Source organism: Rhodococcus sp. 24CO, from assembly GCF_050586165.1.
GTDB lineage: Bacteria > Actinomycetota > Actinomycetes > Mycobacteriales > Mycobacteriaceae > Rhodococcus_F.
This window is the reverse complement of sequence record NZ_JAZFNF010000007.1, coordinates 471,431-497,730: the sequence shown is the minus strand read 5'-3', so window position 1 is coordinate 497,730 and position 26,300 is coordinate 471,431. Positions and strand designations below refer to the sequence as shown.

22 protein-coding genes, 1 pseudogene and 1 riboswitch are annotated in these 26,300 nt (G+C 61.8%); of the genes and pseudogenes, 16 read left to right on the top strand and 7 right to left on the bottom strand.

From position 1 onward, the window contains the following. Positions 1–195 (top strand): annotated as a pseudogene (locus V2B23_RS20155) (HNH endonuclease); the annotation flags it as partial. Here V2B23_RS20155 and V2B23_RS20150 read toward each other — a convergent pair. Beyond that, on the bottom strand, positions 168–998 hold the full coding sequence (locus tag V2B23_RS20150) for an alpha/beta hydrolase (RefSeq protein ID WP_430951944.1): 831 nt from the start codon (positions 996–998) through the stop codon (positions 168–170). The pseudogene V2B23_RS20155 and the gene V2B23_RS20150 overlap by 28 nt on opposite strands. 117 nt (positions 999–1,115) lie before the next feature. Here V2B23_RS20150 and V2B23_RS20145 point away from each other — a divergent pair, with 117 nt between their 5' ends. Genes V2B23_RS20145 through V2B23_RS20135 form a run of 3 tightly spaced genes read left to right on the top strand, consistent with a single transcriptional unit; the run spans position 1,116 to position 3,140 of the window. Continuing rightward, a complete protein-coding gene (locus tag V2B23_RS20145; RefSeq protein WP_430951943.1) occupies positions 1,116–1,670 on the top strand; it encodes a hypothetical protein in 555 nt (184 codons plus the stop codon). After that, the gene (locus V2B23_RS20140; RefSeq protein ID WP_430951942.1) at positions 1,630–2,202 is read left to right on the top strand and encodes a YdeI/OmpD-associated family protein; all 573 of its coding nucleotides are present in this window, start codon (positions 1,630–1,632) and stop codon (positions 2,200–2,202) included. The genes V2B23_RS20145 and V2B23_RS20140 overlap by 41 nt, the downstream gene beginning before the upstream one ends. Positions 2,203–2,225: 23 nt before the next feature. Next, a complete protein-coding gene (locus tag V2B23_RS20135; RefSeq protein ID WP_430951941.1) occupies positions 2,226–3,140 on the top strand; it encodes a sucrase ferredoxin in 915 nt (304 codons plus the stop codon). A 109-nt stretch (positions 3,141–3,249) separates the two neighbouring features. Here V2B23_RS20135 and V2B23_RS20130 read toward each other — a convergent pair whose 3' ends face one another. Continuing rightward, complete coding sequence (locus V2B23_RS20130; RefSeq protein WP_430951940.1) at positions 3,250–5,370, bottom strand: MMPL family transporter; 2,121 nt, start codon at positions 5,368–5,370, stop codon at positions 3,250–3,252. Positions 5,371–5,507: 137 nt separating this feature from the next. Next, positions 5,508–6,008, bottom strand: a complete 501-nt coding sequence (locus V2B23_RS20125; RefSeq protein WP_430951939.1) for a hypothetical protein — start codon at positions 6,006–6,008, stop codon at positions 5,508–5,510. A gap of 140 nt (positions 6,009–6,148) precedes the next feature. Further along, positions 6,149–6,292, top strand: a riboswitch (cobalamin riboswitch). Positions 6,293–6,468: 176 nt separating this feature from the next. Between V2B23_RS20125 and V2B23_RS20120 the strand changes: the two genes are divergently transcribed. From V2B23_RS20120 to V2B23_RS20080, 9 genes are all read left to right on the top strand, one after another. After that, on the top strand, positions 6,469–7,422 hold the full coding sequence (locus V2B23_RS20120; protein ID WP_430951975.1) for an ABC transporter substrate-binding protein: 954 nt from the start codon (positions 6,469–6,471) through the stop codon (positions 7,420–7,422). Next, the gene (locus tag V2B23_RS20115; protein WP_430951938.1) at positions 7,419–8,459 is read left to right on the top strand and encodes a FecCD family ABC transporter permease; all 1,041 of its coding nucleotides are present in this window, start codon (positions 7,419–7,421) and stop codon (positions 8,457–8,459) included. Before V2B23_RS20120 ends, V2B23_RS20115 begins: the two co-directional genes overlap by 4 nt. Further along, positions 8,456–9,223 (top strand): ABC transporter ATP-binding protein, encoded by a 768-nt coding sequence (locus tag V2B23_RS20110; RefSeq protein ID WP_430951937.1) that lies wholly within the window; start codon positions 8,456–8,458, stop codon positions 9,221–9,223. Before V2B23_RS20115 ends, V2B23_RS20110 begins: the two co-directional genes overlap by 4 nt. Continuing rightward, positions 9,220–9,990 (top strand): (2Fe-2S)-binding protein, encoded by a 771-nt coding sequence (locus V2B23_RS20105; RefSeq protein WP_430951936.1) that lies wholly within the window; start codon positions 9,220–9,222, stop codon positions 9,988–9,990. The genes V2B23_RS20110 and V2B23_RS20105 overlap by 4 nt, the downstream gene beginning before the upstream one ends. A gap of 121 nt (positions 9,991–10,111) precedes the next feature. Continuing rightward, a complete protein-coding gene (locus V2B23_RS20100) occupies positions 10,112–13,399 on the top strand; it encodes an error-prone DNA polymerase (RefSeq protein WP_430951935.1) in 3,288 nt (1,095 codons plus the stop codon). Positions 13,400–13,446: 47 nt separating this feature from the next. Continuing rightward, positions 13,447–13,632 carry a hypothetical protein gene (locus V2B23_RS20095; protein WP_430951934.1) on the top strand — a complete coding sequence of 62 codons (186 nt, stop codon included), beginning with the start codon at positions 13,447–13,449 and terminating at the stop codon, positions 13,630–13,632. A gap of 550 nt (positions 13,633–14,182) precedes the next feature. Further along, the gene (locus V2B23_RS20090; protein ID WP_430951933.1) at positions 14,183–18,259 is read left to right on the top strand and encodes a Pls/PosA family non-ribosomal peptide synthetase; all 4,077 of its coding nucleotides are present in this window, start codon (positions 14,183–14,185) and stop codon (positions 18,257–18,259) included. Further along, positions 18,256–18,996 carry a BPL-N domain-containing protein gene (locus V2B23_RS20085; protein WP_430951932.1) on the top strand — a complete coding sequence of 247 codons (741 nt, stop codon included), beginning with the start codon at positions 18,256–18,258 and terminating at the stop codon, positions 18,994–18,996. Before V2B23_RS20090 ends, V2B23_RS20085 begins: the two co-directional genes overlap by 4 nt. Beyond that, on the top strand, positions 18,993–20,228 hold the full coding sequence (locus tag V2B23_RS20080) for a heparan-alpha-glucosaminide N-acetyltransferase domain-containing protein (protein WP_430951931.1): 1,236 nt from the start codon (positions 18,993–18,995) through the stop codon (positions 20,226–20,228). Before V2B23_RS20085 ends, V2B23_RS20080 begins: the two co-directional genes overlap by 4 nt. Here V2B23_RS20080 and V2B23_RS20075 read toward each other — a convergent pair. Next, on the bottom strand, positions 20,185–20,961 hold the full coding sequence (locus V2B23_RS20075) for a BPL-N domain-containing protein (protein ID WP_430951930.1): 777 nt from the start codon (positions 20,959–20,961) through the stop codon (positions 20,185–20,187). The genes V2B23_RS20080 and V2B23_RS20075 overlap by 44 nt on opposite strands. A gap of 172 nt (positions 20,962–21,133) precedes the next feature. Here V2B23_RS20075 and V2B23_RS20070 point away from each other — a divergent pair, with 172 nt between their 5' ends. After that, positions 21,134–21,445, top strand: a complete 312-nt coding sequence (locus tag V2B23_RS20070) for a rhodanese-like domain-containing protein (RefSeq protein WP_430951974.1) — start codon at positions 21,134–21,136, stop codon at positions 21,443–21,445. On the opposite strand, the gene V2B23_RS20065 is transcribed toward V2B23_RS20070, so the two are convergent. Then, a complete protein-coding gene (locus tag V2B23_RS20065; protein ID WP_430951929.1) occupies positions 21,442–22,527 on the bottom strand; it encodes a TDT family transporter in 1,086 nt (361 codons plus the stop codon). The genes V2B23_RS20070 and V2B23_RS20065 overlap by 4 nt on opposite strands. A gap of 91 nt (positions 22,528–22,618) precedes the next feature. Between V2B23_RS20065 and V2B23_RS20060 the strand changes: the two genes are divergently transcribed. Next, complete coding sequence (locus V2B23_RS20060) at positions 22,619–23,530, top strand: LysR family transcriptional regulator (protein WP_430951928.1); 912 nt, start codon at positions 22,619–22,621, stop codon at positions 23,528–23,530. 3 nt (positions 23,531–23,533) lie between these two features. Here the strand turns inward: V2B23_RS20060 and V2B23_RS20055 are convergent, their stop codons facing one another. Next, entirely contained in the window at positions 23,534–23,998 is a 465-nt protein-coding gene (locus tag V2B23_RS20055; protein ID WP_430951973.1) for a tRNA (cytidine(34)-2'-O)-methyltransferase, read from the bottom strand. Positions 23,999–24,021: 23 nt separating this feature from the next. On the opposite strand from V2B23_RS20055, the gene V2B23_RS20050 reads away from it, so the two are divergent. After that, positions 24,022–25,677, top strand: coding sequence for a recombinase family protein (locus V2B23_RS20050; protein ID WP_092801501.1), 1,656 nt, complete (start codon positions 24,022–24,024; stop codon positions 25,675–25,677). Positions 25,678–25,722: 45 nt separating this feature from the next. On the opposite strand, the gene V2B23_RS20045 is transcribed toward V2B23_RS20050, so the two are convergent. Further along, entirely contained in the window at positions 25,723–26,286 is a 564-nt protein-coding gene (locus V2B23_RS20045) for a hypothetical protein (protein WP_092801498.1), read from the bottom strand. Positions 26,287–26,300: the final 14 nt, after the last annotated feature.

The window sequence follows — 26,300 nt, the reverse complement described above, 5'->3', positions numbered from 1 at the left end:
CTACCGGAAGGAGGCAAACCGCGGCGGACTCGACTGGAGAACAAAGCTGCCCGCATCCGAAGTGAACGCAAACACCGCCACGTCAAGATTCAGCACCGGGCGGCACAGAACACCGAACGGAAACGCCGGAAAACCCTCCGGCTACCCCTACCCCGCGCACACATCGACTACGGCGACGACCCGCCACCGTTCTGAGTGCTAGCTGTGTTGCGGCTCAACCATGCCAAGCTGTAGTCCGCAATTTCACGCCAACCGTGATCGATGGTGAGCGAATGACCACGGTCGTCGAACACCTTGTACTCGTTGACCGTTGGCGCTTTGTGATACATCTTGAAGGAACTGTCGGTGCTGGTTTTCGGGACAGTTCGATCTCTTCCGCCGCCGATCATCAGCAGCGGGCCGCGTTCGGCGTTGAAGTTGACGTGTGCGGGGCTGTGGGGGCTGAAGTTCGCGAGGGCAGCCTCGAAGAGTGGTTGCCCGGGTGCCGGAATTACGTATCGCTCGTAGAGTGCGTCGGATTCACTCTTGGTGATCGCACTGGCAAAGGACTTGTGAAAGGAATCTCTGGTGTGCGAGTAAGCCTTCCGATAGTTTGTCGGATTGGACAAGACCGGGAGAACGCTGCGGAGTTGCACGAGGGGAAGTTTCAGGACGCCTTTTGGTTGTGCGGGGTCGATTGCTATTGCAGCGGAAGCTAATTTCTGACCCAGAAGCTTCTGTGCGATAAGCCCGCCGAAGGAATGGCCGACCACGATCGGTGGAGTATCCAAATCGGCGATCACCTTGGCGTAGTGGTCGGTGATCTCGTCGATTCCGTGTCCCGCAATGTTTTCGGGGTGTTCTCGGGATTCTCCGACTGTGGCGCCGTCGCCAGGCCAACCGGGTGCCATGGTGCCGTACCCGCGTTCGGCGAAGGCCAGGGTCCAGGGCTCCCACGCGCTGGGATGCATCCACAATCCGTGGATGAAAAGTACCGTCGGTTTGGCGGCAGGGGGCATGAGGACTCCTGTGATCGATCAGTTCTGATCGTCAGGGGATGCCCATTTTTGTCCAAGTCATTCACCCGGACGCCGCAACCGACGTCGGAGCCGCACACAACTGGCAAGATTGCTGGCATGTTCAGAACTTCGAATCAGCGATCCATGGCTGTGTGGTCCGCGGTATTTGTTCTCTCCCAGGCGAATATCATCAGACTTCTGGGGCCGGTAGGCCCGCGGGTCCTCGAAGTGCAGACGGCATTCTCCGCACGTCGGTACCACGAGGTTCTGGCGAAAATGGACAGCGCGGAAACGGCGCGTTTCCGCAGTCACTACTACCCGGACTTCGTCCATCCGGCGATCTACGCGATTGCATTGCGCGCCGCCGGCCGACGGTTGGGGGAGCGCACCCCGCTCTCGCCGACGGTTCGCAAGGCGCTTGCCGCGGCGCCGGTACTGTCCGCTGCCGGTGACTATGTCGAGAACATCACCGGGCTGTATCTGCTCGACCATCGTGACAGCATCACCGACAGGACGGTGCGGTTCACTACCGCGGTGAGCATCAGCAAATGGGTGCTTGCACTGGGAACTCTTGGATATCTGTCGCAGGGATTTGTCAGAGTATGGGTAACTCGACTTCAGAGGAGTAGTGATGGCGCCGGAACTGGATATCGAATACTTTGCGGACGGTGAGGAATTCCGTCGGTGGTTATCCGAGAACTACGAGGTGAGCCCCGGGGTGTGGCTGAAGATGGCCAAGAAGTCGTCAGCCCATTCGTCGATCGACTACGACCAGGCGCTCGATGTCGCCCTGTGTTTCGGGTGGATCGACAGCCTGCCGAGGAAGGTCGACGACAACTTTTTCTTGCGGAAGTTCTCACCGCGCACGGCGCGTAGCCCGTGGTCGAAACGCAACGTCGAGATTGTTGCGAGGCTCGAGAGCGAAGGATTGCTCGAGCCCGCGGGCATTGCTGCGATCGAGAAAGCCAAAGCCGACGGTAGGTGGGAGCGTGCGTACGAAGGTTCCGCGAAAGCCGAGGTGCCGCAGGATTTTCTCGACGCATTGGCCTTGAATCCCCAGGCGCAGGCCTTCTACGAAACGTTGAATTCGACTAATCGGTTCGCGATCTTCTATCGCCTGCTGGAAGCGAAGCGCCCGGAGATCAGGACCCGCCGGATACAGAAGTTCATCAGCCAACTCGAGGAGGGTAAGAAGTTTCACTGACGAGGGCTGACACAATGGCATTCGTGACCGAAGCATTCGTGACCGAAGCCAAGACTTGCTCAGCGTTGTCTGCCGTCGACGAACCGTTGGAAGGCACGGCGGCCGTTGTGCGTGGTTGGGTGTGCCTCGAGTTTGTCGGTGCCTGGGGTCGGGATGTTCTCGATGGCACGGCTCTCGGGGAGGAGCTTGCCACCGAACTGAGTCGTCGCGCGGACGCTGCGGACGTGCGCGTGATGTTCATCAGGCATCCGGGTCGACACGAAATAGCCTCTGCCGGTCACACGGTGCTTCTTGCTCGCTCCGATCCTGACGATTCGTGGTGCGAGCGCATGCAGATCGATTCGCCGTTCGATCTTCTCGACATCGACTTCGCTCTGCTCAGTGGGCCGGCCCCAGGACTGGGCGTCCGGGTCGATGAACCGGTGGTGCTGGTGTGCGCGCACGGAAAACGTGATCAGTGTTGCGCAGTTCTGGGCAGGCCGATTGCAGCGGAGTTGGTTCCGGCGTTCGGCGAGAACGTGTGGGAATGCTCGCATACGGGCGGTCATCGGTTTGCGCCGTCGATGATCTTGTTGCCCAGCGGCTATACCTACGGCCGACTGTCCGGTGCGGAAAGCCTTGCGGCGGTGAAGTCAGCGGTCAGCGGTGAGGTGCATCTTCCTGGGCTGCGGGGCCGGAGTCCGTGGAACTCGGTGGGCCAAGTCGCGGAAATTGCTGTTCGGCAGTACATTCCCTGCGGCATCGACGACCTGAGTGTGGACGATCTGGGCGGTCAGCTGTGCATTGTCGAGCACGTCGACGGTCGGAGCTGGGAAGTGGAAACGCAGACGTCGGAGTTGGCTCCACGTCCACCGAGCTGTGGGGCGGATCCCAAACCTGTTCGGCCCGTTGTTGCCACGTCCGTTCGCGAACTGGGTTCAGGCCTGATTCTGAATTAGCCGTCGTGCATCAGTTCAACTCTGACGACCCTGGCCTCAGAGGTCCATATACGCAATCGGGTAGTCATCCTCGAGGATGACTACCCGATCAGGGAAAACCGGGAGCGGGTCAGTGCCCGATGCCGACCTTCGCGTGGATTTTCTTCATCCACCCCGGCGCCCACCAGTTTGCTTCGCCCATGAGTTTCACCAGGGATGGAACGAGGAGCATGCGGATGATGGTTGCGTCGACGATCAGTGCCACGATCATGCCAACTCCGAGGAACTTCATCACTCCAAGACCTGACATGGCAAAAGCACCCGTTACGACAATGAGGAGCAGTGCTGCTGCCGTCACGATGCGGCCCGTTCGCTCGGTGCCGAACTTGACGGCTTCTTCCGTTGTCGCGCCGTCGTTCTTCGCTTCGACCATGCGCGACATGAGGAATACCTCGTAGTCGGTGGACAGTCCGAAGACAACGGCCAGGATCAGGACGACAAATGTTGCTTCGAGGGGCGTCTGGCTGACACCGAGAAGTTCGACGCCATGGCCTTCCTGGAAGACGAAGGTGAGGACGCCGAAGGTGGTGGCCAAACTCAAGGCCGCCATCAGCACAGCCTTGATGGGCAACACAATTGATCCGAAGGCGAGGAACAGCAGAATCAGGGTTGAACCGACCATGATCAGAATCATGACCGGCAGCCAGTGCAGGACAGCGTTATTGCCGTCGTCGACGGTGGCTTGCCCGCCGCCGACCAACAATTCGGCACCGTCGGGCGCAGGTATCTCGCGTAGGTCGGTGACAGCGTCACTTTGGGACTGCGGCGTGGAGCCTTCGCTGTAGAACGCTTGGATTGCGATCAGCGAATTGGTGCTCGCGACGACGGTAGCCTGTGCGATGCCCTCTACTTGGCTTGCGGCTTCGGCTACTGCCGTGCCTTCGGCCGGGTTGAGTGCGGTATCGCCCTCCGCCTGCAGGATCAGTGTCGCGCCGTTGCCGGTCTGGGGAAATTCGTTGACCAGCGTGTCCATGGCCGTGCGAGCGGGGTCGTCGGCGGGCAACGCGGTGTACGAGAGTTCGCCAAGTCGTGCGCCAAGCAGCGGCGACGCCAGGACGAGAAGCAGGGTGACAATCGTGATCGATACGGCAACAGGTCGTTTCATCACCCACGTGACGACGCGACCCCAGAACCTGCGTGAGCGTTCTTCTCCGCGTTGGGCTGCGCCCTTGCGCCATGTCAACGAGTTGATGCGATGGCCCAGAATGGCAAGCAAGGCGGGTACCGCGGTCAGCGACAGTACGGCCGCGCTCAGCACGGCGGCGATGGCGCCGAACCCCAGTGAACGAATCACAGCTTGTGGGAACACGAGCATGCCGCTGAACGCGCAGATCAGCAGCAGACCCGAGAACATCACCGTACGACCAGCCGTCAGAACGGTGCGGGTGGCTGCGGCGCCCGGTTCGGAACCGGAGTTCAGTTCCTCGCGGTACCGACCGACGACAAACAATCCGTAGTCGATGGCAAGGCCGAGCCCCAGCAATGAGGCCACGTTGATCGAGAACGAACTGACCTCGGTGACCGACGTCAGAACTCGCAGGACGGCCAAGGCGCTCAGCACGCTCAGGACTCCGACAAAAACCGGTACGGCTGCGGCGACAAGGCCGCCGAAGATGAAGACCAACAACACGAGGGTGATCGGGATGGCTATAGCCTCCGCGATAACAAGATCCTTCTCCAGCGTGGTGTTGAAGGCGACACCCACCACCGTGTTTCCGGCGAATTGTGTTTGCGCGCCTTCCACTTCGAGCGTGGGGAGCAGATCGGAGAATGTGGCGGAGGTGACTCCGGAGTCCGGTGCCAAGGTGATGGCAACCGCGCCCATCGTTCCGTCGTTGGAGACCAGATTTGCCTTGGTCGCGGCATCGGCGGTCCAATACGACTTCACCGAGGCCGTCGGCACGTTGGCCGTGAACTCGTCGACTGTGGCTGTCACGGCCGGGCCGATGTCCTCGAGACTTCGGCCGTCGGTCGGTGTGTAGATCGCAATGATGTCCGCGGTTTGCGGTCCGAGGTTTTCCTCGACGATTGCTGCGACCTTCGCGGAGTCGCTTCCCGGGTCGACAAACCCGCCTTGGCTGAGCTTTCCGAATACTCCGAGACCCCACACGCCACTGATAAGCACGATGAGAACCGCGAGCGAGAGCACCCACCATTTTCGGGAAACGACGGTTTGGGCCCAGCGTGTCATTGATCAACTCCGGTGAAATTTTCGGACATGGCCGTACCGACTGTATCCGGGGGAGGGATTCCTGGGCATGACACGCCGTTGCCGCTGAACGTAAGTCACGCTCAGCGGCAACATCGGCTAAAACCTGGTGCGTGGAGTCAGCGATTGTCCTTCTTGGCCTGGCGCCGTGCACCGGCGGCGATACTGGACGCTTCGAACTTCTTCTTGCCCGGCGAACTACGAGTTTCGTCGACGCGGGCCTTTCCCGCGGACGCGACCTTTCCGTTACTCGTGTCGATGTCGCTGAAGGATGGAGCGTCCTTGCGAGCTCGGCCCAGCCGTTCGTCCTTGAGTTCGCGGGCGCTTTGACGCGAGACCGCTGCCAAACGGCGGCTCACTCTGCTGAGCGCGTCTTCGAAAACTTCTGCTTTACCGGCGTTGCGCGCATTTGCCGACTTACCGGATCCGCGGCCCTTCTTCTCGGCCACTTTTGCCGAACCCTCACGTCGGTACAACTTCGTGTACTTGTTGCGGGCCCGACGAATGCGCGTGTGCAGGGCGATCAGTTCGTCTTCGTCGAGTTCGGCAATCTGATCCTTTTTGGTCTCGAGGATCAACACGTATTCGTCCTCGGAAAGGGAATTCAGTATCTTTTTCACGTCTATTCCGATCTGTCCAGAGTTTCCGAATTTCGGTGGTACCGCATGCTAATCCTTTTTCGAGGTGCGCGGCGGAATACCGTGCTCAGGAGCGGGTCCGGAATGTACGTGGCGAGGCCGTTGCAACTCGGTTCGGATGTGTCATGCATACTGCTGGAAGCACTTGCAAGCCATGCGTGTGGGGGAAGCCGGTCCAAATCCGGCGCTGACCCGCAACGGTAGGTTCGTTCCCGAATCATCGAGAACGAATGAGCCCGAATGCCCGCCGCGTGGTGTGCGACATCCATTCGTCGTGGTCTACGAAACGGAAGTCCCGCGAGAGCCCTGCCCGCGGATTCCCTCTGCGCGGTCGGTGTTCTCCCAGGATTCTCATTCGTGGCTCTGAGCCCTTTTGCGAGGTCCCGTGTCACTCAAGATTTCCCCCACCCGCACCCTTGTCGTGTTGATCGCGACAGCGTTGATGGCCGCCGGTTGTTCGAAAGGCGAGGCAACCGAAAACTCCGCGTCGACGGAGTCATTTGCTCAGCCGGTCAGCATCACCAATTGCGACCGTGAAATGGTCTTCGATTCACCGCCGCAGAGAATTGTGTCCTTGAACGGCCATGTCACCGAAGCACTTATCGAGATCGGCGCGGGTGATCGCATTGTCGGACGGGCATACAGCGACAACCCGCCGACCGCGGAGACGGCCGAACAGTTCAACAAGATCCCCAGTCTGTCCGACACGTTCCCGAGTGCCGAGCAGATTCTGGACGTGGATCCGGACTTTGTTGTCGGCGGAATGACCAGCGCATTCAACGAGAAGCAGGGAAGATCACGCGACGCCTTTGCCGAGAAAGGGATCAATACCTTCCTCTTCTCGGAATACTGCGGCACCGGATTCCCCGATATCGGACTGCTCGAAAACGACTACACCCAACTCGGCCGCGTCTTGGGAGTCGAGGATTCCGCTCGCGCCGTAGCCGAGCAGATCAGCTCCGGCCTGGACGCAGTCCGTGCTTCAGTCGGCGACGCCGCGCCGGTGTCCACCTTCTTCTACGACGGTGGTGAGGATGTTCCGACCACGATCGGTGGTGTCGGCGTCGGGCAACTGGTTGCCGCGTACTCCGGCGTGACAAACATCTTCTCCGAAGGCGCCAAGCCCTACATCGATGCAAGCTGGGAGGCTGTTGCCGAGCGCGCGCCCCAAGCGATTGTTGTCATCGACTACGGAGACAAGACAGCGGATCAGAAGATCGACTTCCTGCGGTCGCAACCGTTGATGGCAACCACTCCGGCCGTAACGCAGAACCGATTTGTTGTGGTGCCTCTCGCTGATCTCTTCGAGAGTTCTCGTCTCGTGCGCTCGGCGAACACCATTGCAAGCGCTTTCCATCCGAGTGCGCTCACACCGGGCGCCGACGCGTCGAAGTGACCCTTTCACGTTCCGGTTTCGGGGCTCTGCTGGCCGGATTGCTGCTGGCCCTGGCAGCCATGCTGGGATTGGCGGTGTCCTTCGGTTCGGTCCGCATTCCGATCGGTGACGTGTGGGCGATAGTCGGAGCACGCTTGGCGCCAGGGACTTTCGAGACCTGGTGGTCGGCGGCGCGGGAGTCGATAGTGATCGACTCCCGCCTGCCGCGCGCCCTCACCGCTGCCGTGGTGGGTGCGTCGTTGGCGATCTCAGGTGCGGTGGCGCAGGCGGTCACACGCAATCCGTTGGCCGATCCGTACCTTCTCGGTGTGTCGTCCGGCGCGGGTTTCATGGTGGTCCTGGTCTCCGTGCTGGGCTTCGGTGTCGGCGTCCTGGGAGTTTTCACGATTCCCGTTGCAGCCTTTGTCGGTGCGATGATTCCGCTGTTCCTTGCCCTGGTGATCGGTGGCAGATACCCCCAGCCCACGGCAATCATCCTGGTGGGAGTTGCTCTGGCCCAGATCTTCTCGGCGCTCATCACGTTCTGTATTCTGGTTCTGGCCGACGATCGGCATGTGACGTCCGTGATGCACTGGATAGCAGGCGGATTCGGCGATTCGAGATGGTCGACGCTGATCTTTCCGACCGTAGCGCTTGTTGTCGTCGGAGTTGCGTTGCTGCTCAGCGCGCGGTGGATGGACGTCCTGCAGACCGGCGACGACGGCGCCGCTGCCTTGGGTATGAACGTGCGACGCTTCCGCGTGTTGTCGCTTCTTGCGGTGTCGGTACTGGCCGGCGCTGCGGTGAGCGTCGCCGGCGGTATCGGTTTCATCGGATTGCTGATTCCGCATCTTGCCGGATTTGTGGTGGGTACCAGAGCAATTCGTCTGCTTCCCGCCGCTGCGTTGCTGGGCGCGGTGGCGATGGTGGCCGCTGATACGGTGGCACGTTCGGTGTCGGAATCGACCGAGCTCCCGGTGGGTGTGATTACTGCTTTGGTGGGAGCGCCGATATTTGTCTGGATGCTCTACCGGCAGTACAGGAGGTTGGAGCAGTGATTCTCGAACTCGTCGATACCCGGGCCCGCCTGGGAAGTCGTGAGGTGCTGCACGGCATAGGTTTCCAGGCTTCCGCAGGTGAGATTCTCGGTTTGGTGGGCCCCAACGGTAGTGGCAAGACGACGGCGCTGCGTTGCTGTTACAACGCGCTGACTCCCAGCGGTGGTGCGGTGCTGATCGATCGGGTGGATGCGACGGCATTGTCGCGCAGGGAGATTGCCCGAACCGTCTCGGCCAGTGTTCAGGAACCAGCGGTGTCCAGTGGGCTTTCGGTGCGTGAATCCGTTGCCCTTGGACGTACACCGCATCGAAATTGGCTGGATCGCACGACGGAGCAAGACGGCAACATCGTGGATCGGTGCATAGAACAGGTCGGTCTCGAGGCACTGGCCGGTAGGGACGTCGCGACGCTGTCCGGTGGTGAGCGTCAGCGAGTGTCCATTGCCCGGGCGCTGGCGCAGCAACCGAAGATCCTGTTGTTGGACGAGCCGACCAATCATCTGGACCTGCGCCACCAGCTGATCGTGATGGAGCTGCTCACGGAGTTGGCGTCGCAGGGGTTGGCCGTCGTGGTCACGATGCATGATCTTCGCCTGGCCGTCGAATATTGCGATCGACTGGCGGTACTCGAGGCGGGAAACCTGCGGGCATGTGGGCCCACCGCTGCGGTGCTGGAAGAATCGTTGCTGGCCGAGGTTTTCGGGATCAAGGCCCGCGTGGAGCACGGGGTGCGTCCGCGGATGGAGATTGTGGGGCTGGCGTGAATGACGAGATAGGCGCGATCTACGCGCGGATGGCGACGGCGGTTCCGTTTTTCGAAAGCCTCGACGCCTATCCGGCGACCATCCCGGCCGCGGTGATGACGGACCCGGCCTGGATGGCAGCGCGCGTCGCGGATACGGCAAAGCGGTGGGGGAGTGACGAGAGCCGGGTCAACGGCACCTTGTGGTGGTATTCGGCCAGTTCCACGTTGACCGGTATCCCGCTCGGAACGGGATTGGTCACCGGTTTTGCCGCTGATCCGTCGCTTGCCGAGGCTCGGATCTTCCTGCGTGACGACGGCTATCTCGGTGGTTTTGTCGCCGCTTCTCTCATCCCGATCACTGTCGGTGTTGCCGAGTTGGCTCGGGCGATGTACGAGGCATTGACGCCCGTCATCGAGGTACTCGCCGAGGTGTCCGGAGTGCGAGAGAAGGCGTTGTGGGCGATCACCACCGATTCCATTGCCAACCGCGCGCTCGATGCGGCAGGCGCACGGCGTGAGCGCGGAAGTGCCTGCGCTGCTGGATTGATCGATGCCCTCCGTAGTGCGGGCGCGCCCATTCCGCGACCTCGTTTTGTGGATGTGAGCGCGGGGGCGAGCGCCGTGCGAGTGGAGAATCCGTTGACGCCGGTGCCGACGGATCGACGACGGTTCACCCAGCGTGCGTCGTGCTGCCTGATCTACGAGGTGCCAGGCGAAGCCAAGTGCACCAGTTGTCCCAAGCGGGCGCCCGAGGATCGTGCGGGGTTGCTTGCCGCTCTTGTTTGACGGATGGCGGGTGAGCTGCCAGACTTGAATGTATCGAACATAAGTTCGATGCACGATGCGTCTTCCCTCCCAGCATCGCGACTGTCCGCAAAGACACTGTTCAGGACGCTGTGAGGCAATTATGGGTTGGGGGAACGGACCGCCGACGTGGTCCGAGATGGAACGAGTTCTGTCGGGACGCGCCGGCCGCGTAGAGCACGAAGATCTGTTTCCCGGCGACGGAAACGACAGTCCGGCATGGTCACGCAAGCGCGGGGAGTACACCGCCGGTGAACTCGCTCGCGGCAACAGCACCGTGCCGTACGCCGAACTTCACGCCCATTCTGCGTTCAGTTTTCTCGACGGCGCCTCACCTCCGGAAGAGTTGGTGGAGGAAGCCGTCCGACTGGGCCTGGAAGCTATTGCTGTCACCGATCACGACGGTTTCTACGGAGTGGTGCGGTTTGCCGAGGCGGCTCGTGAATGGGGAATGCGGACGGTGTTCGGTGCGGAGTTGTCCTTGGACTCCACACCGCGAGTGGGAGCGGCAGATCCCGGCGGGACACACCTGTTGGTTCTCGCGCGGGGGCAGGAAGGCTACCGTCGGCTCTCCCGTGAAATCGCTGCTGCCCACCTGGCCGGTGGTGAGAAAGGGAAGTTGCAGTACAACTTCGACACCTTGACCGAAGCTGCGGGTGGGCATTGGCAGATCCTGACCGGGTGCCGGAAAGGTCATGTGCGGCAAGCTCTCACCTCCGGCGGGAAAAGCAGCGCCGCGGTGGCTTTGCGGGATCTGGTCGAACGTTTCGGCGCCGACCGGGTGGCGGTGGAACTCACTCATCACGGGTTGCCGGAGGACGACGAGCGCAATGCTGTTCTGGCACAGCTTGCCGCCGAACAGGGATTGCGAACCGTAGCGACCACAGCGGCGCATTTCGCGGCGCCCCCGCGTCGCCGGTTGGCCATGGCGATGGCTGCGGTTCGCTCCCGGCAGAGTCTGGACGACGCCGCCGGCTGGTTGGCTCCGACCGGTGGTGCGCACTTGCGTTCGGGTGCAGAAATGGCGTCGCTGTTCTCGCTCTACCCGGAGGCGGTCAGCGGAGCTGCCGAACTGGCACGTGAGTGCGCTTTCGATCTGAGGCTCATCGCTCCCAAGCTGCCGCCGTTCGACGTACCGCCTGGGCACACCGAGGCGTCGTGGTTGCGTGAGCTCACGATGGCGGGGGCGTTGGATCGTTACGGCCCGCCCGAAGATGCGGAGAAGGCGTATCGACAGCTGGAACATGAGCTGGCCATCATCACGTCCTTGGACTTTCCCGGGTATTTCCTCGTTGTCCACGACATTGTCTCTTTTTGCAAGAACAACGACATCCTGTGTCAGGGAAGAGGTTCCGCGGCAAATTCGGCGGTGTGTTACGCCATCGGCATCACCAACGTCGATCCGGTTCGTAACGAGCTCCTGTTCGAGAGATTCCTCGCGCCCGAGCGCGACGGTCCGCCGGACATCGACGTGGATATCGAATCCGACCGTCGTGAAGAAGCTATCCAGCACGTGTACACCAAGTACGGCCGCGAGTATGCCGCACAGGTAGCCAACGTCATCACCTATCGAGGGAAATCGTCGGTGCGGGATATGGCTCGGGCACTGGGCTTTTCGCAAGGACAGCAAGATGCGTGGAGTAAGCAGGTCGGACGGTGGGGCGGCATCGACACAAACGCCGAGACGGATATACCGCGCCCGGTGCTGGAACTGGCGGCACAGATCGAGGGGTTTCCCCGGCACCTCGGTATCCACTCCGGCGGTATGGTCATCTGCGACCGACCTATCGCCGACGTCTGTCCGGTGGAGTGGGCGCGCATGGCCAATCGCAGTGTCCTGCAGTGGGACAAAGACGACTGCGCCGCCGCGGGGCTGGTTAAATTCGATCTCCTGGGCTTGGGAATGCTGTCGGCCCTGCACTACATGATGGATCTGGTAGCCGAGCACAAAGGCATCACCGTTGATCTCGCGCAGTTGGATCTCCAGGAAACTGCCGTGTACGAGATGCTCCAGCGGGCAGATTCCGTGGGAGTGTTCCAGGTGGAATCGCGGGCGCAAATGGCGACGCTGCCGCGTCTCAAACCGCGGAACTTCTACGATCTGGTCGTCGAGGTTGCCCTTATCCGGCCCGGTCCGATCCAAGGCGGGTCGGTGCACCCCTACATTCGTCGGCGCAACAAACTCGAACCTGTCACCTACGATCATCCGTCGCTCGAAAAGTCCCTGAAACGCACACTTGGTGTTCCGTTGTTTCAGGAACAGTTGATGCAGATGGCCGTCGACGTCGCGGGATTCACACCGTCCGAGGCAGATCAACTGCGTCGGGCCATGGGGTCGAAGCGTTCCACCGAGAAGATGGAACAACTGCGCGCGCGGTTGTATCAGGGAATGCGCGACCTTCACGGAATCGATGACGCAGTTGCCGACCGTATCTACGAGAAGTTGTACGCCTTTGCCAATTTCGGTTTTCCGGAGAGTCATTCGCAGAGTTTTGCCGCCCTCGTCTTCTACTCGTCGTGGTTCAAACTGCATCATCCGGCAGCGTTCTGCGCCGGACTGCTCCGGGCGCAACCGATGGGGTTCTATTCACCACAATCGCTTGTCGCCGACGCCCGCAGGCATGGGGTACGAGTGCACGGAGCCGACGTCAACGTCAGTCTGGCGCATGCCACCGTCGAAGCGGCGGGGTTCGAAGTGCGGTTGGGGTTGGGCGACGTGCGCAGTATCGGTGACGCGCTGGCCGAGAAGATCGTCGAACAGCGCACTCTCGGCGGCCGGTTCACGTCATTTCTCGATCTGACCGGAAGAGTGGAACTCACGACGGCACAAGCGGAATCGCTGGCGACGGCCGGTGCGCTCGATAGTTTCGGGATTTCGCGAAGAGAAGCGTTATGGGCTGCGGGCGCAGCAGCGGGGGAGCGCCCTGATCGGCTGCCCGGAGTCGGGGCATCGGTCACTGCCCCCACCTTGCCCGGTATGAGCGACGTCGAACTGGCGGCCGCCGACGTGTGGGCTACCGGAGTATCTCCCGACACCTATCCGACGCAGTTCCTCCGCCCGCAACTCGACGCACTTGGCGTGGTCCCGGCGTCCGGACTGCTCGACATTGCGGACGGTGATCGAGTGTTGGTCGGGGGAGCGGTCACCCACCGTCAACGTCCGGCAACCGCGGGCGGTGTTACGTTCATCAACCTCGAAGACGAAACCGGGATGGTCAACGTGGTGTGTTCGGTGGGGTTGTGGGCGAAGTACCGAAAGCTTGCCAACACGGCGCCGGCGCTCCTCGTCCGGGGAAAGGTGCAAAACGCGGAGGGAGCTGTGACCGTCGTGGCAGACCGGATGCAGCGCATGGACCTCCGTGTCACGGCGAAGTCTCGGGATTTCCGCTGACAGTGCAATCGATTAGCGCATCCAGCGCATGTTTGGCAATTTTGTCGATGAAATTCACCCCCGATATCACCCTTTTGGTGATTAGCGCCGCCGTGGTGCCATTCACCCACTGTTTCATCCTTTATTTCACATTCTTTGCCTTGTTGTTCGAGTATCTTCTCGATGTCCGTGGACTCGCCGAGGCAACTGTGGGCGTCCGTCGGGAAATTCTCGATGCGGCGCGAGCGTGGTGAGTTTTCGGGCTTGCCGCTAGGGACCTTCGGCGATGGTCGACTGTTCGTGGTGGGTTGTCACGGCGCAGTGCCGCGGTGAGGAATCTCTGTCACAAATGCGGTTGAACTGGGTTTTTCAGGGAAGATGCTGGACGTGTTTGCGGTGAGGATCGGTCCAGGAGGCAGGCAGGAGTCGATGCGGGAGTGAGTGTCGTCAGTGAAATGGGACGAAAGTCACATTGGCGACAAATCATGCAAAATCGGACGCGGGACGAGGCGCGGTCTCCGGCAGTTGTCTGCGAGTTACCCGTGAATCTGCTGGCAGTGGGTATTTCTTGATAGTGCGACGGTTTGCGCGGAAAAGAAATACGGCACTTTGGAATTCTAAACCTCTGAAATCGAGCAGTTTTCGCGCTGGTTTTTTTAAAAGGAACGACGTAGCGTCCACCCGTGCAATCAATCAGCTAGTTGAGTGCTGAAGTACAGGCAAGTGAAGTACAGGGCCGGGTTCCGGACTGGGGAAGCCGGAACACGGTGCGAAGGGGCGGGATTCATCCCGCGGAGGGAAATCATGTCGGAACACAAGGGCCTGTGGGCTGAGGCCTGGTCCGGGTTGGGGACTACGCACGGCGTTCGGCCGACGGTTCGGCCTACACGGCCTCGCCGCTTGAATCATGTCTTCGAAGCAAGTGCGGACTCGGTTCCGGGCGCAATCGCGCTCGAGTGTGATGGATTTGCGATCACCTACCGCCAACTCGAAGATCGATCGAATCAGTTGGCACACATGTTGATCAGTGAGGGTGTCGGGGTCGGCTCACGTGTTGCGATCTTCCTGAACCGCTCGGTGGATACCTACGTAAGCCTGTTGGGTGTGCTCAAGGCCGGCGGCACTTTTGTGCCGATCGACCCGGGCGCACCGTCCGATCGAGTTGCCTACGTTGTCGAGGACGCCGGAGTTCAACTCGTGCTGACCTCGACAGAGTTGGCGCCGAACACCGAGGAATGCAACGTCGCGAGGCTTACCCTCGACACCAACGTGGCTGTGTTGAACTTCCAGCCGCAGCATCGGCCCATCCTGGACCTTGCGTCGGACCCTGACCCGGCCTGCTACATCCTGTACACGTCGGGTTCGAGTGGTCGACCCAAAGGCGTCGAAGTGGCCCAGTCGAGTATCTGCAACTTCCTCGACGTAGTCCCCGACGTCTATGATGTCAGGCTGAATGATCGTGTCTACCAGGGCATGACAATTTCCTTCGACTTCTCGATCGAGGAAATTTGGCCTACCTGGGCTCGCGGCGCAACCATCGTCGCCGGGCCGACGGACAGTCGGCGTCTGGGCGGCGAGCTGGCGGATTTCCTCGAAGAACGCGCCATTACGACGCTCTACTGCGTACCGACATTGCTCGCGACTATCCCGCGTGATCTGCCCAAGATTCGTAATCTGCTGGTCGGTGGTGAAGCGTGCCCACGTGAACTGGTGGAACGGTGGGCACGTCCGGGGCGCAAGATTCTCAACACATACGGGCCCACCGAGGCCACCGTCACTGCAACGTGGGGTGAACTCCTGCCAGGCCGGACGGTGACGATCGGGCGACCACTGCCGACTTACTCCGTCGTCATTCTCGACGAAGCCCGCGGGCTGGTTCCCCACGGTGAAGTGGGCGAAATCTGCATCGGCGGACGCGGTGTTGCACGTGGCTATGTCGGGCGCCCCGACCTGACCGCCGACAAATTCATCGATCACTTTTCCGTGCCGACGGGTCAGAAGCTCTACCGGACCGGCGATCTCGGACGCTGGACGGCCGACGGTGAGATCGAATACCTGGGCCGTGCCGATGCCGAGGTCAAGATTCGTGGTCACCGAGTTGATCTCGGTGAGATCGAAAGTGTTCTCCTGGAACATCCGTCGGTGTCCGAGGCCGTGGTGGCGCTGGTTGCCGCATCGGAGAACGAGACGCCGTCGGAACTGTGCGCGTACATGGTGCTCGTCGACCCGATCGAGGACGAATACCTTGTCGGGGAACTCGCGAAAGCCGTGTCGCAACGACTTCCGGCGTACATGGCGCCGGCATTTGTCGACTTCATCCCCGCCTTGCCCGTGATGCCCAGTGGCAAAGTGGATCGATCGAAGCTCCCGGATCCGACCCGGCGACGTTTCTCGGCTCCTACCGGCCCGGTAGTCGAACCGCGGAACGAGCAGGAAGCGGCAGTTCGCGATATCTGGGCGCGGGCGTTCGGCATACCGGCAGAAGAGATGTCGGTGGAAGCCAACTTTTTCGAGGATCTTGGTGGCCATTCGCTGCTGGCCGCAACCGTTGTCTCCGCTTTACGTGAAAGTGGTATCGGCGCAACTCCCTCGATCCGCGATCTGTACAGCCATCCCACCGTTCGCTCGATCACGCACGCGCTGGCAGCAGTGGGCGCCCAGCATCCGATTGCCCCGAATGTTGCTGTCAAACATACGGATACGGAAGTGGCCCGCGCCGGGGGCATCCAGTTGGCAGTGATTTATCTATTCCTGCTGATCACGACGCTTCCCGTCTCGTACGTCTACACGAAGAACGACGGTTTTGTGTCGGTACCGGTTCTGTTCGAGATGTTGGCAGCCATCATGCTCACGTATCTCTGCGTGCGCTGGTTCCTTCCGGTGATCAGTGCGCGCCCCCTTGCCGCGGGAATCAAGCCTGGACGATACAAACTGTGGGGCCCGACGTATCTGCGACTGTGGACACTCGATCTGCTCCTCGCGGTCGGTGCGTTACCCGTGGTCAGCGGATCGCCGTTGATGTCGATCTATCTCCGCATCCTCGGTGCGCGCGTCGGACATCGCACTACCATCGCGACGTCCTCGATCTCGTTGCCCACCCTGGTCGAAATCGGTGACGGGGCGTCGATCGGTTACGGCGCGACCATCCGGCCGTGGCGCGTCGAATCCGGTTCGGTGACGGTCGGGAAGATCGTCATCGAGGCAGGTGCGTTTGTCGGTGCAAACGTCGTGCTCGAACCGGGATCGACGGTCGGGGCGCGCGCTGCGCTCGGTGATCAGTCGCTGCTTCCGTCCGGTCATACCGTGCCCCAGGAGGCCAGGTGGGCGGGATCGCCCGCAGTGCCTGCGGAGTTCCTGGATCCGGCAGTGGAAACCATGATGCGAGCCGAAAGTGTCCGTGCCCGTTGGAAAGTGCGTCACATCCTGGCGGCGCTCGCCGGCCTGACGGCGCTCGAAGTGGGTGCCATCGCTCTGATGGTTCCGGGTATCGCACTGGTCTGGGGCGCCCTGCTGGCGTGGGGCGTGTTGGCGGGACTGGTGGCGACGCTGTTCACCGGACCGATTTTCGTGATCACCGTCTGTGTGTTCGTTGCCGTGAACAAACGACTCGTTCTTCCCAACGCGCCTGCCGGAATGCATCCTGTCCGATCGGGTCTCGGTATCCGCAAGTGGATGGTCGACAAGTTGCTCGAGTTCAGTTTGTTGTTCACGAACTCGCTGTACGCAACGCTGTACACCGCGCCGTGGTTGCGGCTGCTCGGGGCGGATATCGGTCGCGGAGCAGAAGTGTCCACCGTGTCGCATATCGACCCGGATATGCTCACCGTCGGCAAGGACAGCTTCATCGCCGACATGGCCAGTGTGGGAAGTGCGACCTTCGCAAACGGCCGGATCATGTTCCAGCCCACCAAAATCGGCGATCGTACCTTCATCGGCAATGCCGCGGTGATCCCGTCCGGCATGGAGATCGGCGACAATGCGCTGATCGGTGTCGCGACGGTACCGCCCGTGAACGGTGTTCCGGAAGGTACCTCATGGCTCGGTTCGCCGGCCATCTACCTGCCCAATCGTCAGGACAGCGGAGACTACGACGACGCGCTCATCTACACACCGCCCCAGGACGTGGTGCGTGATCGCTACGTGATCGAGTTCTTCCGCGCCACCTTGCCGCCCACGGTTCTCGGCGTGAGCTTCTACCTCTATCTGTTGGTCTTGTCCTCCCTGGCATTCGGGCGCGCCCTTCCCGTTCCCGCGTTGGTTGCGCCGCTGGTCGCGATGGCGTCGAGCCTTGCGGTGATCGGATTCTGTGCGGCCGTGAAGCGAAACACCGTGGGACGCTACAAACCTCGGGTGGAACCGCTGTGGAGTAAGTTCGTCCGTCGGTCCGAATTTGCGACCGGGCTCTACGAAAGTGCGGCTGTGCCGATCGGCGTCGGGATGCTGGTGGGTACCCCGTTCCTGCCGATGGTGCTGCGCTGGTTCGGCACGACAATCGGCAAGCGAGTCTGGTTCGGAACCACATATCTCACCGAATTCGACCTCGTCCATGTCGGCGACGACGCCACTATCGGAACCGAGTCGTCGCTGCAGACACACCTGTTCGAGGACCGTGTCATGAAGATGTCCACCATCACCATCGGCGCCGGCGCCAGCATCGGGACACGTTCGATCATCCTCTACGACACGGTTGTCGGCGAGGAAGCCTCACTCAGTCCGCTGTCGTTGCTCATGAAGGGCGAGGAGCTTCCGGCGCGGACGAGTTGGCGCGGAATTCCCGCCGAGGGGATTCGCGCCGACGACAGCTCGACTGTTCTCCTCGAGAAAGCTGTTACCGACCAAGGTGTCACCGACATCGTCGTTGTGCAAGGAGTGTCCGCATGAAATGGGTATCGCTGTCTCGGAACAAGACCCGTCGAAGCACGACCTACAGCACGCGGCCGCATCCACGCGCACTTGTGTACCGCGGCCCGGCGTCGCTACCGGGGTGCCCCGAAGCCGTGGCAGACCTGTTGTCGTCGAGCGCCTGGAACTTCGACGTGCGCTTTGTCGGTCCGGACGAGGAGTTGCAGATCGACGATTCGACGCTCCATTCGGCGGCGCTGTACGCGCAGCCTGGCGGCGGTGACCTGGACAGGGCGTTCACGCACCTGCGTCGCCATGTTCCGGCGATTCAGCAATTCGTCCGATCCGGTGGACGGTACCTGGGATTCTGCCTCGGTGGCTACCTCGCGGGCCGCAGCCCCGGTTTCGAACTGTTTCCCGGTGATGCGGACCAATACGTCGCGTTGCAGAACGCCGAAGTGCACGACACGAAAAGTGCTGTGCTCGAGGTGGACTGGAGCGGCCGGATCGAGGAAATGTATTTCCAGGACGGACCGTACTTCTCACTCGACCGGCATTACCGGGACTACTACGACTGCGAGGCCGCGATTCTCGCGCGGTATCAGAACGGCAGCATTGCGGCGCTGAAGGTCGACTACGGCAAAGGTCGGGTCGGAGTAGTCGGGCCGCACCCCGAAGCGGACGAATCCTGGTATCGGGGAGACGGTTTGCGCGCGCCAGAGCACCTCGCGACCGACCTGGGGTACCGCTTGATCAACGCGGTGATGACTCGATGACAGCTAGCCCGTTCGCGCCGACGGAACAGATTCCGGTTGTGGAAAAGCAACGACTCCTCGGGATCGACGCCGCCCGCGGTATTGCACTACTGGGAATGATGGCCGTCCACTCGCTGATTGCCGTGAGCGACGACGGATCCCCGACGCTGTCCTACGGCATTTCGGCGGGGCGATCGTCTGCATTGTTCGCAGTCCTGGCCGGTGTGGGAATTGCCTTCACAACCGGGCGCGCGCGGGTTGGCCGCGGTGATCGTGGTGCCACTGCAGCGTCACTGGCAGCGCGTGCCGCGGTGGTCGGCGTCATCGGATTGATCATGGGTTACACCCATCCGGAGCTCGCCGTGGTGATCCTGCCGTACTACGCGATCCTTTTTGTTCTCGCTATTCCGATTGTCTTCTTGCCTACCCGCGCAGTTGCTGCGCTCGGCCTGCTGATCGTTCTTGCCGTGCCGGCTGTCATCGAATTTTTCGGGGCATCGCTCCCGGCGCCGAGCTTGGACAACCCGACGTTGATCGGCATCATCGAGAATCCACTCGGGTGGACCGTCGAGCTGCTGTTGAACGGGGAGTTCCCGGCGCTTCCCTGGACTGCGTACATCTGTGCCGGCATTGTCATCGGCCGATTGAAGCTGACGTCCGCCAACGTGGCCGGTGCACTGTTGGTATTCGGGGCAGCGCTTGCGGTCGGCACGCGAATTCTGTCCGAGGTCTTGATCTTTCATCTCGGCGGGTTGGAACACCTCATGGCGGGCAGCGCATTGTCGCGGGAGGAAATTCTCGACATCATCGCTTACGGCGCCGACGGTTCGGTGTTCGGTTCGACGTGGTGGTGGCTTGCCGTGGACGGCCCGCACAGTAGTACGCCGTTGGATCTGTTGGGAACCATCGGGTCGTCGATGGCCGTGATCGGGGCGATGCTGTTCCTCGGCCACCTGGCGGGGACAAGACTGGACAGGTTGGTCAAGGTCGTGATGGTGCCCTTGGCTGCAGCCGGCTCGATGACCTTGACGCTGTACGTGCTTCACATCTGGTTCATCAACTCGAACTACGACACGTACGGCGCGTGGACGGGGTACATTCTGCAGGTTCTGGCCGCTGTCGCCATCGGACTTTTTGTGAAGTTGACGACCGGCCGTGGACCATTGGAAGCGTTTGTGACGATGGTGGCAAACCGAAGCAAGCGGGCTGTTACCGGGAGGGCGTCCACAACTGCTCCGGCGTACGACGCCTGACCGTGTCGATCAGATCGTGGCCCAGGTCGAATCGGATTCCGTCCGGATTGGTGAGACCGCGTGTGTACCAGGACCGCTCGGCTTCCGGGTGTGGTCCGACAACGCCGACGCGGCCGAGGCCGAAGTCGCTGACCACGGCTGCGATCTTCCCGTTGCGGTAGCGCGCCAAGACCTCCACCGGGGCGTCGTCGCGCAGTACGAAGATGGGGCCGTCCTGGAAGAACATCGTGCGTTCCTCCTCGCGCCAGGTGACGTTGACGATCGTGTTGGCTGTTGTATCGATCTCGGACTTGCGGGACGAGATATATCGGGCGGTGTCTCCCGGTATCAGTCCGAAACCCGGTGTGGCCCCGGCCAAGTAGCCGCCCAGGCAGAAGCCGAGATAGTGTCCGCCGGTTCGGACCCACTCGCGGATCGACTCCGCGTGTTGTTCCATGTGGACCCATGCTGCCGACAGTTCCCCGCCGCCGGGTTGTGCATAGACCGATGCACTCGCCAACGCTGCCGGCGTCAACGGAACATCTTCGTCCGGACCGCAGAACGTCACGTCGTACGGATCGGACGAGGATTCGAGTAACCGACCGACCGCCTCGGGACAACCGGGTGATGATGCCGGGCCGCGATAGACCAAGGCACGCCGGGGACGGATTCGGGTGGAATCGGCTGACGCGACAACAGTTCCGCCGATGGTGACCAGCGCGGCGGCCGAGACGAGGAAGGTGCGGCGATTCATCGTGTGATCAGTGCTGACACGATCAGCTTCGCCCGGCAATCATGGCTTCACTTTACCGAACGTGCGGTTCGGCCAGGTCGTCGCGTCCGCTGTCGGCGGCACCCGCGTACCGTTACGGCAGAGCTTGATGACCGAGCTGGCAACCGCTGATACGAGAGTAGGACTGCGCACAATGTTGGAAGTCGATATCACTGCACTGGAAGCGGCACTGGCGGCAGGTGAGCCGTTGATCGATGTGCGGGAGGCAGACGAGTTCGCTCAGGTGCGTGTTCCCGGTGCCGTACTGATCCCGATGAGCGAGTTCGTATCGCGCATGGGGGAGATCCCCGATGCCGAGACGGTGTACGTGATCTGCGCAGTCGGTGGCCGCAGCCTCCAGGTTGCCGAGTACCTCCAGGGTCGTGGCATCAACGCTGTTTCCGTACGAGGCGGAACGATGGAGTGGCACCAGTCGGGGCGTCAGGTCGAAACCGGCGCCGTCTAAGCGGGCGCGGGCAACGCTCCGCTACGGATGGAGTTCACGGTGCGCGCCGCCACTGTGGCCCAGATGGGGATGAGTGCGAGCAGCAGCGCAGCGGCAACGGCGAGGATCGTTTGTGAACCGGTGGCGATACCAAAAGCGTTGGCGCCGACGGCACAGGCTCCGATCGGGAAGGTGAAACTCCACCAGCCGAGAGAGAACGACAACCCGCCGCGCAGTGCCCGGACCGTGACCGTCGTAACGGCGATGAACGCAACCACGCCGAGTGCGCCGACCACGGTGCCGTACACAAGCCCGAAGGTATGCAGGGCGTCGGCGGTGTCTGCGCCGACGGCGTGGCGCGCCGCGTCGGCCAGGAGATTGGCGGCGCCGATCGACTGGCCGATCACGCCGAGCGGGATCCACAGTGACGGAATGGCATTGAAGGGGATCGCGTCGACGCCGCGAGCACGGTTGTCGGCGAACTGCCGGGCGACGGCTGTGGCGATGACCAGTGCCGCCGAGAGCGCCAGCGCGAACATCACGTAGCAGAATACGAGAACCGATGTGCGGAGTGCACCGTCGGTCAGGTGTGTTGTCACGGCCGCTCCCGTTGTCGCGGAAACCATCGGGGGTACGACGGGCATGAGCCAGAACGGCATGGCCGTCGTCATGCCGGCGTCCCGGACCAGACGGACCATCATGACGACATAAGTGCACAATCCCAGGGTTGTGCCTACCGCCCAGAGAGTTATCGAGATTGTCACCGCCGCGCTGTGCCCGAGATAGTTCGCGCCCGTGACGCCGGTCGCGGACCCTACTGTCAGCAGGGACATTGCCACCGCGCCGTAGAACGGGAACATCGCGGGGCTACGGAGGTAAGCGAGTGCAAGATCGCGGTGCGTGATCCAATGCGCGGCAAACGCGCCGATCAAAGCGATCAGGATGGCCGCGGCGAGGAACCAGAAGAGATCCGCCACCACGTGTAGTGCCGCGACCTCGTGTTGGAGAGACGCGGCTGCCACCGACACGATTCCCGTTCCCATCGCTGCCGCAAACCAGTTCGGGGTGATGTGGGCGAATGCGGACGGGGTAGCGGCGCTCATGCATTCCAGTGTGTCGGTGTTGGGTTTGCCGACGGTAGAGGGCCTGTTGTTGAATGCCCACAATTGGCGCTTGTGGGTCTAATCTGAACGCATGTCGTTGTCCCCGCGGGTCCCGGAACTCAGCGCCCTCGACGTCCTTCTGTCTGTGGGCCGCCTCGGAAGCATGGGTGCTGCCGGTCGGGAGCACGGGCTCAGCCAGCAGGCGGTCAGCGCCCGGGTCCGATCGGTCGAACGCCAACTCGGGATCAAAGTCTTCGATCGCGCCGCAACCGGAGTGCGCCCGACGGCTGAAGGTGGGCTGATTCTCGAATGGGCCAGTCACATACTTGTCACCGCGGAAGAGATGGCATCCGGTGTTGCGGCGCTGCGCGGCGAACGCGACGCGGCCGTGACGGTTGCGGCAAGTATGACCATCGCCGAGTACCTCGTGCCGGGGTGGACCGTAGCCATGCGCCATAAATTCCCCAGCGTCGTCGCTTCGGTCAGTCTCCACAACTCTTCCGATGTCTCGGCGCAGGTTCAGGCCGGCCGAGCCGACATCGGTTTTGTCGAGGGGCCGGACGTGCCGACCTCACTCGCGTCCTGTGAAGTGGCGCGTGACCATCTGGTTGTTGTCGTGCCGCCCAACCATGAATGGGCTAACGGCGCTCCCGTTCCGGTGGCGGAGTTGGCCCGCACACCGCTCATTCAACGGGAATCGGGGTCTGGCACTCGAATGACACTCGAAAATGCCGTACCCGATTGTGCGCCACCACTTCTCGAACTGACGTCATGCACTGCCGTCAAGGCAGCTGTAGTTGCGGGCAACGCGCCGGCCGTGTTGTCGTCGTTGGCTGTAGCCGCTGATCTCACCGACGGCCGATTGGTGGCCGTGACCGTCGAAGGTCTACGGATGCCCCGCAGATTGCAGGCAGTCTGGGATCCGGTTCGCGGATTGCGCGGCGCGGCGCGAGATTTCCTCGACATCGCACTCGGCTCCAACACTGCTGTTCACTCGCGCTGACGCTCAGACCGCACCTTTGAAGCCGTGCTGTCGCCACGCCTCATAGGTGACCAACGCCGCTGCGTTGGAAAGATTGAGTGAGCGTCGGCCGGGAAGCATCGGGATCCGCAGACGCTCGGTGATGTGCTCGTCCGCCAGAACTTCCTCGGACAGCCCCGTCGGTTCGGGACCGAAGAGCAGAACGTCGCCAGGTTCGTACGCGATATCGGTATAGGGCACGGTCGCGTGGGCGGTGAAGGCAAACACCCGTGCCGGGGTGACAGCCTCCCACGCTGCCGCCAGGTTCTCGTGGACGGTCACGGTCGCCAAGTCGTGGTAGTCCAACCCCGCTCGCTTGAGCTTCGGTTCGGACAGGTCGAACCCGAGTGGGCCCACCAGGTGTAGTTCACAACCGGTTCCCGCGACCATGCGGATCGCGTTACCGGTATTGGGTGGGATGCGGGGCTCGTGGAACATCAGCTTGAACACAACCAACTGTATCATCTCACTTTGTGTCAACCTCTGCGAATCCTAGCCGTGTCCTCGGTCGATTGCGGATCTCCCGCGCCACTGAAGAGTCAACTTCTATCGAGCGGCAACGCGAGATCATCTCCCAGTGGGCCGATACCCACGGTCACACCGTGGTTGCTTGGGCAGTGGATGAGGACGTATCGGGGTCTGTCGATGCGTTCGACACCCCGGCTCTGGGTCCGTGGTTGACGGACCCGAGCAAGATGCACGAGTGGGACATCATCGTGGCGTGGAAGCTCGACCGGCTCGGCAGGAACGCTATCCAGCTCAACAAGCTGTTCGGCTGGTGCGGTGAGCACGGTAAGACGCTGGTCTCGTGCTCCGAGTCGATAGATCTCGGAACCTGGGCAGGTCGGATGCTGGCCGGTGTCATCGCTGGTCTTGCAGAGGGGGAGCTGGAGGCTATCCGGGAGCGGACCTTGGCATCACGGGCCAAGCTCCGAGAGCGTGCCCGGTGGGCTGGAGGTAAACCCCCGTTCGGGTACACAGCTGTCAAACGGACAGACGGCCAAGGCTGGGCCTTGGAGATTGACCCCCTGGCTTCGACGCTCGTGCGTCGGATCGTCGACTCTGTGCTCGATGACCAGCCATTCACGGCAACCGCCAGAAACTTGAATGAGGAGGGTGTTCTCACCCCAGGTGACTACTACCGCACCGTGAGAGCTGGTACTCCGTCGTTGCACAAAGACGACGGAATCATCGAACCTCGGTCCAAGTGGGCACCGACCACTATCCGGCAGCTACTCCGGTCCAAGGCTCTCCGAGGACACGTTCACCACAACGGCGAGACGGTTCGTGGTGACGATGGTCAGCCGCTCCAGATGGCTGAACCGCTTGTGACGACTGACGAATGGGAACTAATCCAGGCGTACCTGGACCGGAGAGCCGAGTCTCGCAAGGGGATCAAACGATCCGAGTCCAGCCCTCTATCTGGTGTAGCGGTCTGCCTGGTGTGTGGGAACCCTCTGCACCACACCCGGCACAAAACCAAAGGTCACTACTACCGGTACTACCGTTGCGCTGAGAAGCACACGACACAGATCCCAGCCGCGTACCTGGAGGAGCTGGTAGAGGAGCATTTCCTCCGGCAGGTCGGGGACATGGAGGTCCGGGAGCGTGTCTGGGTTCCTGGTGACTCTCGGGATGCGGACCTGAAAAACGCTCAGTCGGCTCTGGATGAGTTGACCAAGGCTCTCGGGGGTATGAGGTCAGCTCAGGCTGTTCAACGGATCCACGAGCAGCTCCTGGCTGTTGACACCCGGATCATCGCTCTCGAATCGACCCCAGTTCGTGAGGCCCGGTGGGAGTACCGGGCTACCGGCGGCACGTACCTTGACGCTTGGGGAGCAGCCGACACCGATGGTCGGCGCGAACTACTCCTCAGGTCCGGTATCACTGTTGCCGTACACCTGGAGACCGGAGGGGTCCGTCGGTCGAAGTTCCACGATGGAACAGTGTCCGCTGATATCCGTATTCCCGTGGGCTTCTACGAGTCACTCGGGCTGCAGAGGCCCGAGGGCATCACCGGGACGTTCGAGGCGATGACCGAGTTCGACATCGCCGGGGTTGAGATCCAGGATCGTACGGCGGTGTTCACGTCGAAGTCCGGCGAGCGGGTCGAGTTCCCGCTGGAGTGACCGGGCACCGGGGCCGGCCAAAAACACAGCAGGCCCCGGCACCACTCATTCGTTATCGCCTGAGAGCACTGGTTCAAGAACAGCCCTGCCCTTGTCGGTCAGATGACCGCCCGCACGGCCAGGCGACCGCTCCAGTAGCCCCTTTCGGGTGGCCTGCCATAGATGATTCTTGATCGCGGACGCCGACTTGCCTGTGAGTGCGGCGAGGTGCTCCAACGGCTTGTCCTGTCCGTTGTTCACCACGCCGACGTAGACCCGCGACAGAAGAGCCAGATACTCCGGTGTGATCGCACCGGATGCCGCGTGATCGGCCAGCAGCGCGTTCAGCTTGTCGGCGGTGCTCTGCCGCACTCGCTCCCACCGTTTCGAGGCGGCCAACTTCCCCCGCAGTCGGTCAAGTGCGTCCTTGAAGTCCACGTCCCTCAGCACCGTCTGCGACAGTCCACCCGGCGGGCAGGTGTCGGGGTCGGATGGGTAGATCACCAGCATCGCAGGCCCACCCTGCGTCTCGCCCTCGGGCCACTGCATCGCTGCGACCCATTCCATGTTCGGGCCGAAGTCCGTCTCCACCGAGTACTTGCTGTCCAGGTCCACCTGCCAGTTCACCATGTCGACCAGGCTAG

Excerpts from the sequence above, each read along its gene's own strand:
- V2B23_RS20100 (WP_430951935.1), top strand. The coding sequence starts at position 10,112 with ATGGGTTGGGGGAACGGACCGCCGACGTGGTCCGAGATGGAACGAGTT.
- V2B23_RS20140 (WP_430951942.1), top strand. The coding sequence starts at position 1,630 with ATGGCGCCGGAACTGGATATCGAATACTTTGCGGACGGTGAGGAATTC.
- V2B23_RS20150 (WP_430951944.1), bottom strand. The coding sequence starts at position 998 with ATGCCCCCTGCCGCCAAACCGACGGTACTTTTCATCCACGGATTGTGG.
- V2B23_RS20060 (WP_430951928.1), top strand. The coding sequence starts at position 22,619 with ATGTCGTTGTCCCCGCGGGTCCCGGAACTCAGCGCCCTCGACGTCCTT.
- V2B23_RS20120 (WP_430951975.1), top strand. The coding sequence starts at position 6,469 with ATGGCCGCCGGTTGTTCGAAAGGCGAGGCAACCGAAAACTCCGCGTCG.
- V2B23_RS20045 (WP_092801498.1), bottom strand. The coding sequence starts at position 26,286 with ATGGTGAACTGGCAGGTGGACCTGGACAGCAAGTACTCGGTGGAGACG.
- V2B23_RS20130 (WP_430951940.1), bottom strand. The coding sequence starts at position 5,370 with ATGACACGCTGGGCCCAAACCGTCGTTTCCCGAAAATGGTGGGTGCTC.
- V2B23_RS20090 (WP_430951933.1), top strand. The coding sequence starts at position 14,183 with ATGTCGGAACACAAGGGCCTGTGGGCTGAGGCCTGGTCCGGGTTGGGG.
- V2B23_RS20070 (WP_430951974.1), top strand. The coding sequence starts at position 21,134 with ATGTTGGAAGTCGATATCACTGCACTGGAAGCGGCACTGGCGGCAGGT.
- V2B23_RS20145 (WP_430951943.1), top strand. The coding sequence starts at position 1,116 with ATGTTCAGAACTTCGAATCAGCGATCCATGGCTGTGTGGTCCGCGGTA.
- V2B23_RS20080 (WP_430951931.1), top strand. The coding sequence starts at position 18,993 with ATGACAGCTAGCCCGTTCGCGCCGACGGAACAGATTCCGGTTGTGGAA.
- V2B23_RS20095 (WP_430951934.1), top strand. The coding sequence starts at position 13,447 with ATGAAATTCACCCCCGATATCACCCTTTTGGTGATTAGCGCCGCCGTG.
- V2B23_RS20065 (WP_430951929.1), bottom strand. The coding sequence starts at position 22,527 with ATGAGCGCCGCTACCCCGTCCGCATTCGCCCACATCACCCCGAACTGG.
- V2B23_RS20075 (WP_430951930.1), bottom strand. The coding sequence starts at position 20,961 with ATGAATCGCCGCACCTTCCTCGTCTCGGCCGCCGCGCTGGTCACCATC.
- V2B23_RS20085 (WP_430951932.1), top strand. The coding sequence starts at position 18,256 with ATGAAATGGGTATCGCTGTCTCGGAACAAGACCCGTCGAAGCACGACC.